This is a genomic window from Stutzerimonas stutzeri, assembly GCF_009789555.1.
Lineage (GTDB): Bacteria > Pseudomonadota > Gammaproteobacteria > Pseudomonadales > Pseudomonadaceae > Stutzerimonas > Stutzerimonas stutzeri_R.
The window spans coordinates 210,548-222,416 of the sequence record NZ_CP046903.1; the positions used below are offsets into that span (position 1 = coordinate 210,548).

Consider the following 11,869-nt stretch of genomic DNA (forward strand, 5'->3'; position numbering starts at 1 on the left):
TTCACTTTGAGAGGCTGTTGAAGGTCGGTTGTAGACGAAGTGGTACGTCCTTGGGTGTGCCATGCACTAGAACTTCCCACTCTTCGTAGGTGAGGCGTTCTGCGCCGCTGCAGAGCTTGTTGCGAACGCGGATATAGTCACTGACCGATCCGGTGCTGTTCGCCAGTGTCACGATCTGAGTTACGTCTGCGGGACCACTGGGCGTCATAACGCGGACGTGATCAGGCGTTTGATTCTCCTCCGGTTGATCCAGGCAGGTTCCAGACCGTAGCGCCGGTGGTACAGCGATGCTGGCTGTAACCTCTTGCGCGATGTTCTGCAGCTCTGGGTGCAACTTGCCAGCGCGTGTATCCAGCTCATCCGGGCTGCCGAGTACGGGTTGATAGGACGGCTTTCTCAGTGCTGCCCCTCCACGGCCGGAGTGCCCCCAGCTGGTGTGGTGACCGCGTAGATCCGGCTCGTACTGCTGGACCTCAAATGGGGTGCCTGTATAAGGCTCGGGTGCGGGCTCTTTGCTAGAGCAGCCTGAGAGCATGCCGAGGGCTGCGGTGATTGCCAGCGGTATGCGCAGTCGAGAGAAATGCATCGGTTGAACCTCGATCCGGGGGATGAGGTATTTTGTGGGAACCAGATCGCGATGAGGCGGCTAAACCTACACGATTCTTGTAAGATAAAAAAATTCTAAGATCGTGGCATACCCTCTTGCGCATTAGCGCGATTGGGGGCATGCTTTCGCCAAGCCTTAATGGCAATAACCTCAGAAAGCGCAGCTTCACTCTCGCGCCTTGGGCCACGAGCCTGTCAAGATTCTCCAAATTAAGTCGTTCTGCATGTGCAGATCGATTTAGTCATGCACTTCGGTGCATGGTCGGCAAGTTGGCCGTCTGTCAAATACAACCTAACTAATTGAAATGAAAACCTTTCGGGGCAGCGATATTCCCCGTCAGGGGTTTACGTCGCCCTGTGTTTTACTCTGAATGGAGAATAATCATGGCTCGTGGCGTAAACAAAGTAATCCTTATCGGCAATGTTGGCGGTGATCCTGAAACTCGCTACATGCCCAACGGGAATGCGGTTACCAATATCACATTGGCAACTACCGATAGCTGGAAGGACAAACAGTCTGGTCAGCTTCAAGAAAGAACCGAGTGGCACCGTGTTGTGCTATTTGGGAAGGTTGCTGAGATTGCCGGTGAGTACCTTCGTAAGGGCTCGCAGTGCTATATCGAAGGCAGACTACAAACCCGCGAATGGGAGAAGGATGGAGTCAAGCGTTATACCACTGAGATTGTGGTTGATATGCAAGGCACCATGCAGCTCCTTGGCGGTAAGCAGGCAGATAACGGTGGTGATGGTGCTCCTCGCTCTAGCGGGAGGAATCAAGCACAGCGTTCTCCGCAGCAACCCAACCGTCAACCGACTCAAGCGCCGACTTCTGATCCGCATTACGATTCGTTTGACGATGACATCCCCTTTGCGCCCATTAGCCGAGTTCTTCTGAACATCATCTAACGGGTCAATCAGTTGCAAATAAATACGCGCCTTCGGGCGCGTTTTTGTTCAGGGGGTTTCATAATGTCTAGTGCTAACTATCAAAACGCTGTAGCCGTAATTGCAAAGCAAGAGGATAAGTTTCTTGAGTTGGTGAAGGCAGCAAAAACAGATGTCGTGTTCAAGCAAGAGATGCTTTATGCAGCTCAAGCCATGATGAACAATGACTACCTGTGCACTGTCGCTATCAACAATCCGCTGTCTCTTCGCAATGCATTTGGCCAAGTGGCCGCCTGTGGCCTAACGCTGAACCCTGCAAGGGGTTTATGCTACCTGGTGCCACGGGACGGGCAAGTGGTTCTGGATGTGTCATACAAAGGCATGATCAAAACCGCTGTAAATGACGGCGCAATACGTGACTGTATTGTTGAGTTGGTCTACTCGAATGATCAGTTTAAGTACAAGGGTAAGCGTCATAGCCCTGTGCATGAATTCGATCCGTTCGACACTGAAGAGCGCGGCGAATTCCGTGGTGTCTATGTGGAAGTAACCCTGCCTGATGGCCGGGTCCATGTGGAAGCTGTAACAGCCAAGGAGATCTACAAAGCGCGTGATGCAAGTGATTTGTGGAAGCGCAAGAAGAAAGGCCCTTGGGTTGACTTCGAAACTTCCATGTTCAAAAAAACCGGCATCAAAATCGCTAAGAAATACTGGCCCCAAGTCGGCGAAAAACTCGACACGGTTATTCAGTATCTCAACACAACGGCAGGGGAGGGGTTTGCATCTCATGATGTCCCGATCTCTGTTGTAGAGCGTTATATGGGTGCAGCTGAAGTAGTCGATGAAGCCCAGCCACTCCCGACCTCGAATGAGGTTGAAGAGCAGGTGCCGGCATCTGAGACAACGCAAGTTGAGCCTGAAGATGCTCAAGCTCAGGTCGCAGAACCGCTGGAAGGCGAAGTGCTTCAGGCTTCAAATGATGAGAGCCAGGCACCTGTAGATCTACCTCCCAAAGTCCTGAAAAAGACTCAAGCGGTGGTCAATCGGGCGCGTGAATCGCAAGGCTGGAAAGCTGCGCGTGATTATGTAAGTGCGTGGCCTGCTGAGGCTCGTGATTACGCTCTGCGACTCCTGTCTGCAGCGGAATACCAAGCTGCTCAGGGTGAGTGACGATGGTTCATCTGTCGATTAGATCCCTGTTAGAAGGCAATACCTTCTGCAGCCAGACACGATCAGAAGTGTTCAGAAAGGGAGAAGAGGTTTTTCACCCCAATGTCCAGCTTCTGGAAAAGACTGGCTACAGAAACAAAATCTGCTCCGAGTGTCTTGCGATTTGGGATAACCCGGAGTCTCCAACCAACCCTGTGCAGGGCATCCCTTTGCACAGGGCTGCTGCTGGCAATAAATGAGGAAACTGAGATGGCTGAGATTATTATCAACCTGATCATGCTGTTCTTTAACTAAGAACAGCGAACTCACAATAAACCCTGACGGGGCACCTGCCCCTCAGGGGTTAGTTGCCTTCGTCGTACTGAAAAGGAAAACGAAATGGCAACTGCTAACTCAAGCTGCATCATCAAACTCGTCCATGACCATGACGCAGAAAGTCCGCGTGAATGGGACAACCTAGGATCGATGGTATGCGCTCATCGGCGCTATCGTTTGGGTGATGAGAATGGGGCTGCGAAAGCATTGGAAGTGATCTACAAGCACCTGTCTGATAAGCAGCTGGGGCAGATCGATTTCAATGCCAATCACATCCCAGATGTTGAGCGTGCGCTGGAGATGACGGGGCAAGCAATTATGCTTCCACTTTATCTTTATGATCACTCTGGCATCACAATGAAAACCTCCCCTTTTAGCTGTCGATGGGACAGTGGCAAGGTTGGCTTTATCTTTGTGTCTAAAGATAAAGCCCGCTCCGAGCTTGGTTGGAAACATCTCACGAAGCCGCGCATTGAGAAGCTGGAAACATATCTGGACGGAGAGGTCGAATCATACGATCAATACCTGACGGGTAATGTTTGGGGGTATCAAGTGATCGAGGATGACGAAGTTGTTGATAGCTGCTGGGGATTCTTTGGTAGCGATCCAATGACAAATGGCGTTCTGGATCATCTAAGTAATCAGCATCAGGCAATGATACAGGCTGGCAATTATCAGCGTGTCTATTCCTGAGTTTAAATAACCCATCTGACTGCGTATAAGTTGATCAGATAAATCTAACCCTGTAGGGACTTTCCCTACAGGGGATTGCTCCGTTTCAGGGATGAAAAGGAGAAATTAAAATGCGTACTTACATACTCGCTATGTGCGATATGCGTACCAAGCGTTACACCCGCTTTCAGTGCCAAGCCAACAGCTTCAATGAAGCAGTTGAAAAGGCCCAGAAGACTCTCAATGGGGGCTTTCCTGGGTTTGCAATGGGTGCTGCAAATGGAGGTCGCCATGCGTCCTTCAACGGTTGAATCGCTTAAAGAGTCTCTTGCCATCTGGCAGGAGCTTGAAGCTGGTGATCTGGCTCAGCGCAGCCTGGTCACTGAAATGGCCGGAGAGATCCAGAGGAAGATTCTTTCCCTGGAATCCCTACTGGGACTGTACGCGGTGCACGGGCTTGGGTTGACGCTCAAGCACTGCCGGACTGACTCGTGGGGGATTCTTTCCGAAGATTCTTCCGAGCCCGGACGGTACCGCTGGACGATGTTCGGCAAGGATGGTTTCACGGGTCATTGCACCCAGGACACCGCCGAGCTGTGCATTGGCGACATGCTCGATGATGGCTTCATGATCCCTGACATGGGAGCGCTGGAGCGATTGTCTTGCACAACTGAATGGCAGCGCGGGATGGAAGTTTGCGCAGTGATTCAGGCCTGCAATGCAGGCCGGATGAGCTGGCAGGAAGCGAACGACCGTTATGCCGAAATTGACCAGCGATACAGGAGCGCCGCATGAGCTACATGGCGATCCTCAAGCTGGTTCCTTCTGGCCGAAATATCGCCGTGTTTGGCCCCACCCCGCAAATTTGCGGTCAACGGCTGTTCAACCAGCTCCTGAGCTGGTACGGCGATGAAAACCGGCCTGTGAATGAGCAAACCTGCCGCCTCTTTGAGGTGGTGCAAGCAGCTCCGCACATGGAGACGAGAGTCGAAATGTTCGGTGCTAGCAAAACCAACGCTCTGCGCTTACTGCGCCAGGGCATCGCCGGCTGACGTACTGGCTGACGAACCAAACCCCCAGGGGGGCAACCCCCCTTTGGGGGTTTGCCTTTCCGGGATTTGCCCTTGGGATTTTCAACCCAGGTGGTGAAGTACCTAGAAAGGAGAATGAGATGAAAACCTTCGAAGCTGGCTGCAAGGCCTACCATGCCGCCAATAGCGAACTGGAAGCCCACTACGGCTCAGAGCAAGGGATTGAGATCCGCAATAAAGTGCCGCATGTGGATCTCAGCCTGTATCTGGACCTCAGTAACACACCACACGCCTATGCGTTGCCGGCTATTGCTGCAGCGCAGAAAGCATCACTCGATGAGCAGGGGTCTGACTTCACGAAGAAGTATGAAGCCTTCAAAAATCGTACCGAGATGCTGGTCCAGGCTCGGTATCAAGCGTTTTGTGATGCTCTTGGGCTGCTTGGCGAAGAAATGGGTGCTGAGTACGAGTTCAATACCTCAGGGCCTCTGGATCAACGCATCGCAGACGTGCTCACCAAGGGTGACTTGCTTCGCAAGACCCTCTTGGATGGGTTTGGCTATGTCGATCTCCTCGATCTTGAAAGCAGCTTCTCAAAGGGCTTTTTCACGGTGACGGGGCTGACAAAAATAAAGCTCTACAACGACCTCAAGCTTTGTTCCCAGATCCGTGAAGGCGGAATCAGGATCAGCGCTGAGGAAAGAGTACGGCTTGGCTTTCATCAGGAGTAATCAGGATGAAAGTAATCGACGTCCAACAGCGCTCTGCCGAGTGGCACGCGTGGAGAAAGGGTGGTGTCAGCGCAACCAGTTGCGCGGTCATCATGGATCAGAATCCTGACAAGACGAAGCTTCAGTTGTGGCGTGAGCTGGTTGGACTTGATACACCCCCCGATCTTGCCTGCATTCCTCAGGTAAGGCGGGGCGTCAAGTTTGAGCCGGTTGCGCTTCAGGCGTTTGAAGAGCGGTACGGTCAGCTGGGGCTCCCGATCTGCGCAGAGTCTAGCGATTACCCGTTCATGCGGGCTTCGTTCGACGGGCTTCTGGCAGGTAATGAGCCGGTGGAGATCAAGAACCTCTCCGATGACAATCATCTGGAGGTTCTGGCGCTTCGAGAGAAGAGCAAGGCGTACAGGCTCTACCGCTGGCAGCTGTTGCACCAAATGATCGTTAGCGGGGCTTCACGGGGCTACCTGTGGTGCTGGTCGCCCAAGCATGAGCCTATCTGCCTGGTGGTTGATCTCAATGAAGCTGTTGCGCAGCAGATCATTGCTGCGGAAAGGCGCTTCTGGGATATGGTCGAGTCGCTTACGCCTCCCGAGGCGGACCCGAAACGCGACCTGATGCCTCACGCAAAGATCGACCACGACCGTTGGTCAACCCTCGCAGCGGTCAGGCGAGACAAAGAGAACGCAGCTTTGGCTGCAAAAAAGGCGCTGGAAGAGCTTCAAAACGAGATAACGGTCATTGATGACCAGATTCTCGCGTTGATGGGCGATTTCAAGCGCGCAGATGCGTATGGCGTTCGTGTTATTCAGTATGAGGTTCAAGGCAGGGTCAACTGGAAGGCCGTCGCAGAGAGTGTCTGTGCCGCAATCCCAGCGGATGTTGTCGAGTACCACCGTGCTGACTCGCGCACTGCAACGCGAATCTCGGTTGATGCCGAGTTCGACGAAACCACCTATAAGCCAGAAGTCATGCCGCAACCGCGCATGGCGAAAGGCCCCGTAGACACGCAAGCACTGCTTTCCGCAGGCGTGTTCACCTTCTAACCCAGCCCGGCCTCGTGCCGGGTTTTTTTATGACCAGAATCTTGTAGGTTTAGGCCGCAAATCGCATTCGCAAACAGACATGATGCTCGGGTGAAAAGTCGGAGCATTCCTGTTCATGTTCAAGTTATTCAAGCAGCTCTTTGCGGGCAAACGCCGTCCCAGTCGGCTCATCAACCCGCCGCCCGACCCGCGTTTCGAGCACCCCGCATATAAGAACATCCCGGACGATATCCGACGCGTGCTGAGCGATCCGTCGATCCTCAGAAACCCTCCCTACCAGGAAGGCTATTACGGCCTGATCTCGGGAGAGTTCTGCATGTATGAGTTCCAGTCGCGCCTTGTAAACAAGATTGAAGCTCAGGCTGGATTGGCGCCTGATGACTACGAGGCGTACCTGAAGCCCATGTTCGTGGCGTATGCCGAGTTGGTTCACCTGCTCCCTGCCTCGGAGAATCACCACCACAACACACCAGGCGGGCTGCTGCGCCACGGCCTGGAGTGCGCGGCTTTTATGCTGGACTGGATGGTTCTGACCAAGTTCGACCACGAATTGACGCCAGGTGAAGCAAGCAAACGTCTTCGCCGCTGGTATGTGGCTGGCATCGTGGCGGCACTGTTCCATGACGCGGGTAAGCCTCTGACGGACGTTATCGTCATGTCGTTCGACGGCACGAAGAAATGGGTAATGGGCACCGAAACCATTCATGAGTGGGCGGTGGCGAATAACCTGACTCGCTACTTCATCAACTGGGAGCGCGGGCGTCAGAACAAGCACATCACGCACACCAACACTCTAATCGGAATCTACACCAGCGTTGAGCTGCGAAAGTGGCTGCTCGAAGGCGGGGCAGATATTTGGCAGGCACTATTGGACGCTGTGGCAGGCCAGCCTGGACCCTTGACCGAAGCGGTGAGGGTTGCGGACTCGCGCTCAGTAAAAGCAGACCGCGAGCGCGGTGCAGTGGCCGGCGCCAATACCAACACCGGCGTGCCGGTGCAGCGTCTGTGCGTAGATGCGATGCGACAGTTGGTCGAAGAAGGAAGCTGGACGCTCAACGAACCCGGCTCGCGGCTCTGGCTGAGCACCAAAGGACTATTCCTCGCTTGGAGCACCGGCTCCGAGGACATCATCCATCAGGTAGTCAAGGACAAGGTAGGAGGCTTCCCGCGAGCGGAAAACACCCTACTGGCTGCTATGTCCGAGTACGAGCTGTTTGAGAAAAATGCAGACGGTTCGCCCATCTGGTTCGTGGCGCCACACCCACTGCTCAAGAACGGAAAGGCGCCGTCCATCCGCTGCGTCAAATTCAAGAACCCCGACAACGTGTTCCCGTTCCTGGACGGAAACATCGCCCCGGTTTCTGTGACCATCGGCCGGGATGATAACGCCAAGGAATACCTGACCAAGGAAGACGCAATCGCGCGAAAGGAACAGGAGAAGAAAGGAACGCAGGAAGACCTTTTTGGTGCGACACCACTGCCGGCCGCCGCAGCGACTGAGAGCCCCAAGGGAAAAAATCGCCCCAAAAAGCCAGTCCCGGAGCGTACCGGCGTATCTCTGCCGCCCAACCTGGAAGAGCGAGCGCGCCTCCTCAAGCAGGGCGCACAGCAGCCGGTAGACGATGTTGCTGATCAAGCGCCCGAGCAGCAGCAGGACAATGCGCTCGATGACAACACTCTTGCCGCCATGTTGCACGAAATCAACGGCACAACACCCGATCCGGCGCCGCTTCTATGTTCAGTCAATGATGACGAGCCCACGGATGAGCAAGACCTTCACTCGGTGGAACCGGAAGAGCCGGTTCAAAAGGTAAAACTCACCTTCAACGACATGATCACCAAGAAGCCCACCAGAGTAGATAGGGGCAACGTAGGCAAGCCCAAGGCTTCGGTTGAAACCGCAACCCCAGAGCAAAGCACCGATGCACTCGATATTCCGCCAAAATTTAAGAGCCTGCTGACAGATCAGGATCGGGCTTTATTGCAACGCAACCCAGAACTTGGCAGCCGCCTTCTGCGCGTGTTCGCCGGCGACACGGCGATCAAAGAAGTTCGCAATCGGATATTCATTCCCCTGGTTGGGGAAATCACGCTGGGCGATCTGCCGGCCATCGACCGTGCAGAGTGGTTGTGGCGCGACTTCACGAGCGCTGAGGAGCAGATAACACGAACTCTAAGAGGAGTTGAAGGCTTCCTCGCAAGCATAGAAATCTCCCTGCTCTACTGCCGACTAAGCGACGCCAAGTGGCACCCCTGCTGTATCGAAACGCTACCGGCCGAGTACCGCAGTAAAGCCTTTCGGGTTGCACAGTCCTTCAAAGAAGCCGCTGCGCCGGAGCCTGGCAAAGGTGCGGATATTTACTCCGTATCGTTTTGGACCCGAGAAAAGGTTGCAGAGGCGGCAGGAGTGGATCTTGAGACTTCTGAAGCCGCGCTTTTCTATTGTCTCGAAGCCGTAAAAGTGGGCCGCGAGAAAAAATATTACTTCCAGCTGGATAGCAAGGTGAACCGCTGATGGGTGACTGGAATTATACAAACCTCTGGCGCACAAATTACGAAGCCAGGGAAGTCGGAGCCTGGGGAGCTTCAATGCTAGCCAGCACAGGGGTCCAGGTACTAACTGGCATGCCGATGATGCCGTACCTGATCACGATGGGTGTTCAGGCTGGGTTCGCCCTATCTGCACTGCCGAGGGCAGTTCGTGTCTATCGAGCGAAAAAGTCCCTTCTCGGTTCTCCATTGTCGTTTACCAGCATTGGGGACATTGCAAAGATCGTCGAGAAGCACCCCGACAGTTTTTACTACGGTCAGGCCTTTCAGTGGCGGCAGCAACACGGCCAACACGCATTTGAACTGCAATCGAGGGACATGTCTGCGGTCCTTGGAAAGAAAGGTCTGCGCGACCCGAACGTAAAAGGTAGCCGTTGGATTCATGGCCTCGGCATGGTTGAAGAAGAGGAATGCTTGCGCCCAGCGGGGATGCGAGACATCCATACCCTGGTTACCGGCACGACTGGCGCCGGGAAGACCCGCCTGTTTGACTTAGCCATTACCCAATGCATCTTGCGTGGTGAGGCCGTCATCATCATCGACCCGAAGGGTGACAAAGGGCTGGCCGAGACATGCCGGCGCACCTGTGCGCTGATGAACAAGCCGAATCGCTTTCGCTACTTTCATCCAGCATTCCCGGACGAGTCGATCCGTCTTTCGCTGACGCGCAACTATGGCAGGGCGACAGAGCTTGCATCGCGAGTCGCCGTGCTTATGGCGTCGGAGTCTGGCGATCCGTTCCAGGCATTCGCGATGATGGCGCTCAACAACGTGATCCAAGCAATGCTAATTATCGGAGAACTCCCGAGCCTGCTTAGTTTGCGCCGGACGCTAGAAGGCGACATCCCAGGCCTGACCATTCGAGTGCTCACAGCCTACGGAAGGATGGTGCGAGGGGAAAAAGTGTTTGACGCAGCGGTTGAACAGGCCTGCGCAACGGCCAAGGTGAAAAATCCTGAGGACAAAGCCAAGGCCCTGCGCAAGCTGTACTACGCGGACCTGATACACGATGCGCCGAACTCCGACCTTGAAGGGCTGCTGACGATGCTCGAACACGAGCGCGCTCACTTCAGCAAGATGATCGCCGGTTTGCTGCCGATCCTGGTCATGCTCACGGCCGGCAGGATGAGCGATCTTCTTTCGCCTGCGCATACTGTCGATGGAACGGATGCGTACCAAGACTTCAGCGACATGAATACCGTGATCAACGGTAAGCAGGTGCTCTACATGGGGCTCGACTCATTGTCGGACCCCATGGTGGGCTCTGCTCTTGGTTCGCTGGCTTTGGCAGACCTCGCATCTACTGCGGGAGAGATCTACAACCACAGGCTTCCGGTGCCGGTGAACATCTTCGTGGATGAAGCGGCCGAGGTGATCAATGACCAGCTGATCCAGCTGCTCAATAAGGGTCGCGGCGCCGGCATCAACCTGTTCATCGCAACCCAGACGATTGCGGATTTCAAGGCGCGCATGGGTGATGAATCGAAAGCCATGCAGGTGCTGGCGAACGCGAACAACATCATTTCCCTGCGGGTGCTGGACACCGACACCCAAGAATTCATCGCCAAGAAACTGCCCATGACCCGCTACAAGTACGTCATGCGCACCCAGGGCAACAGCGCCGGTGAGGGCGGTGTCATCACCGGGGGCAACCAGGGTGAGCGACTGATGGAGGAAGAGGGCGAGCTATTCCCTTCGGCACTGCTAGGCAATCTGCCTGACCTCGAATACCTGGCCATTTTCGCGGGCGGTGACGTGCGAAAAGGTCGTCTGCCAATTCTCAATTTCCAATCGAAGTAAGGGCTTGATCATGTCCATTACCCGGATCATCGAGATTCAGCGCAGCCTGCAGCTGGACGATAAGACCATGGTTATCCTGCGCAATTTCGACATTGACTGGAATTGCGGAACACGTTTCATCCTGGCGCTCATCAAAAGCGGCGTAACCGGCCGGCCGGTGGCAAACGCGCTCAGCGAGGCGCTGTTTGAGTACAAGATCATGTGCCAGCTGGGCGTCAGCGATTACGAGCGCCTGTACCACCTCTTCTACCAGCTTTTCGCCAAGCTGCAGTCGCAAGGGGTATCGGTGACCAACGACACGATCTCAAGCCTGTGTCAGCTTGCAGTAGTGCCTGATCCGATTCGGGAGCAACTGATCAATGGCTGAGGTTATTGAAGAGAAGTGGCCGAAAGGGCTCGTAGCGTCCCTTTTCTTCCTGTTCATCATGGTGCTCATGCTTGCGGTTTTTGCGCCCAACCCCATGATCGATACCGTGATGCAGAAAGAACGGCAGTGGAGCGTGTCGCTGCTGCCTCAGGACGATCTGAAGCGCATAGATGAAACCACGGCCAGCATCTACACCGCTCTGGTCATCGACTCGGGACTCAAGTACCACATATCCGGGATGTTCATGCGCAGCGGCCCCTCTACCGTGGACTCCTTTGAAGAAAAGGTGGGCTGGTGGTTTGAATACCTGGATTCACGAGGTGTGGCACTGCAGAAGATCACCTATCAGATCCTCTATCGGGCGGTGCTGATGACGTACTGGATGCCGTTCTTCGCCGTAATGGCAGTGCCGGCTATTTTCGCCGGGGTCATGCGCTGGCAGGCGAAGAGGCACGGCTTCGATTACTCATCGCCGTTCTGGAATAACAACGCGGTAAGCCTGATGGGATGGGGCGGCATCATGCTTGCGCTCAGCCTGTTGGCGCCGCTACCACTGCCTCCAATGGTGGTTTGCACAGCGCTGATCATCATTCTGCCAATCCTGCTGTCGGTCCTGATCAGAAACCTGCCCAAGCAAATCTAAACCTACAACAAACGTGTCAGATTAGAGGCCAATTTGGGCGTTGAGCAATTCACACTTTG

General features: G+C 54.6%; 12 protein-coding genes. 11 read left to right on the plus strand and 1 reads right to left on the minus strand.

All coding sequences use genetic code 11. From position 1 onward, the window contains the following. Position 1 precedes the first annotated feature (1 nt). On the minus strand, positions 2-586 hold the full coding sequence (locus tag GQA94_RS22955; protein WP_073865946.1) for a hypothetical protein: 585 nt from the start codon (positions 584-586) through the stop codon (positions 2-4). A 404-nt stretch (positions 587-990) separates the two neighbouring features. Between GQA94_RS22955 and GQA94_RS22960 the strand changes: the two genes are divergently transcribed. The 11 genes from GQA94_RS22960 (at position 991) to GQA94_RS23010 (ending at position 11,810) form a co-directional block, all read left to right on the plus strand. Further along, positions 991-1,512 (plus strand): single-stranded DNA-binding protein, encoded by a 522-nt coding sequence (locus GQA94_RS22960; RefSeq protein WP_019406483.1) that lies wholly within the window; start codon positions 991-993, stop codon positions 1,510-1,512. Between the two features lie 63 nt (positions 1,513-1,575). After that, positions 1,576-2,661, plus strand: a complete 1,086-nt coding sequence (locus tag GQA94_RS22965; RefSeq protein WP_019406482.1) for a RecT family recombinase — start codon at positions 1,576-1,578, stop codon at positions 2,659-2,661. Positions 2,662-3,039: 378 nt separating this feature from the next. Next, positions 3,040-3,669: a hypothetical protein gene (locus tag GQA94_RS22970; RefSeq protein ID WP_019406481.1), complete on the plus strand. Its 630-nt coding sequence runs from the start codon at positions 3,040-3,042 to the stop codon at positions 3,667-3,669. 189 nt (positions 3,670-3,858) lie between these two features. Next, positions 3,859-4,443, plus strand: a complete 585-nt coding sequence (locus GQA94_RS22975) for a hypothetical protein (protein ID WP_181121887.1) — start codon at positions 3,859-3,861, stop codon at positions 4,441-4,443. Further along, positions 4,440-4,700: a hypothetical protein gene (locus tag GQA94_RS22980; RefSeq protein WP_019406479.1), complete on the plus strand. Its 261-nt coding sequence runs from the start codon at positions 4,440-4,442 to the stop codon at positions 4,698-4,700. Before GQA94_RS22975 ends, GQA94_RS22980 begins: the two co-directional genes overlap by 4 nt. Positions 4,701-4,819: 119 nt before the next feature. Further along, the gene (locus tag GQA94_RS22985) at positions 4,820-5,410 is read left to right on the plus strand and encodes a hypothetical protein (protein WP_019406478.1); all 591 of its coding nucleotides are present in this window, start codon (positions 4,820-4,822) and stop codon (positions 5,408-5,410) included. A 5-nt stretch (positions 5,411-5,415) separates the two neighbouring features. Next, entirely contained in the window at positions 5,416-6,450 is a 1,035-nt protein-coding gene (locus GQA94_RS22990) for a lambda-exonuclease family protein (RefSeq protein ID WP_019406477.1), read from the plus strand. Between the two features lie 115 nt (positions 6,451-6,565). Further along, complete coding sequence (gene mobH / locus GQA94_RS22995; RefSeq protein WP_019406476.1) at positions 6,566-8,965, plus strand: MobH family relaxase; 2,400 nt, start codon at positions 6,566-6,568, stop codon at positions 8,963-8,965. Beyond that, positions 8,965-10,800 (plus strand): conjugative transfer system coupling protein TraD, encoded by a 1,836-nt coding sequence (traD, locus tag GQA94_RS23000; protein WP_026012500.1) that lies wholly within the window; start codon positions 8,965-8,967, stop codon positions 10,798-10,800. The genes mobH and traD overlap by 1 nt, the downstream gene beginning before the upstream one ends. A 10-nt stretch (positions 10,801-10,810) precedes the next feature. Beyond that, positions 10,811-11,167 (plus strand): hypothetical protein, encoded by a 357-nt coding sequence (locus GQA94_RS23005; protein WP_125878293.1) that lies wholly within the window; start codon positions 10,811-10,813, stop codon positions 11,165-11,167. Further along, positions 11,160-11,810 carry a DUF4400 domain-containing protein gene (locus GQA94_RS23010; protein ID WP_063542325.1) on the plus strand — a complete coding sequence of 217 codons (651 nt, stop codon included), beginning with the start codon at positions 11,160-11,162 and terminating at the stop codon, positions 11,808-11,810. Before GQA94_RS23005 ends, GQA94_RS23010 begins: the two co-directional genes overlap by 8 nt. Positions 11,811-11,869: the final 59 nt, after the last annotated feature.

Coding starts and splice junctions, on each gene's coding strand:
- GQA94_RS22985 (WP_019406478.1), top strand. CDS start 4,820: ATGAAAACCTTCGAAGCTGGCTGCAAGGCCTACCATGCCGCCAATAGC.
- GQA94_RS22955 (WP_073865946.1), bottom strand. CDS start 586: ATGCATTTCTCTCGACTGCGCATACCGCTGGCAATCACCGCAGCCCTC.
- GQA94_RS22990 (WP_019406477.1), top strand. CDS start 5,416: ATGAAAGTAATCGACGTCCAACAGCGCTCTGCCGAGTGGCACGCGTGG.
- mobH (WP_019406476.1), top strand. CDS start 6,566: ATGTTCAAGTTATTCAAGCAGCTCTTTGCGGGCAAACGCCGTCCCAGT.
- GQA94_RS22970 (WP_019406481.1), top strand. CDS start 3,040: ATGGCAACTGCTAACTCAAGCTGCATCATCAAACTCGTCCATGACCAT.
- GQA94_RS23005 (WP_125878293.1), top strand. CDS start 10,811: ATGTCCATTACCCGGATCATCGAGATTCAGCGCAGCCTGCAGCTGGAC.
- GQA94_RS23010 (WP_063542325.1), top strand. CDS start 11,160: ATGGCTGAGGTTATTGAAGAGAAGTGGCCGAAAGGGCTCGTAGCGTCC.
- GQA94_RS22965 (WP_019406482.1), top strand. CDS start 1,576: ATGTCTAGTGCTAACTATCAAAACGCTGTAGCCGTAATTGCAAAGCAA.
- GQA94_RS22975 (WP_181121887.1), top strand. CDS start 3,859: ATGAAGCAGTTGAAAAGGCCCAGAAGACTCTCAATGGGGGCTTTCCTG.
- GQA94_RS22980 (WP_019406479.1), top strand. CDS start 4,440: ATGAGCTACATGGCGATCCTCAAGCTGGTTCCTTCTGGCCGAAATATC.
- traD (WP_026012500.1), top strand. CDS start 8,965: ATGGGTGACTGGAATTATACAAACCTCTGGCGCACAAATTACGAAGCC.
- GQA94_RS22960 (WP_019406483.1), top strand. CDS start 991: ATGGCTCGTGGCGTAAACAAAGTAATCCTTATCGGCAATGTTGGCGGT.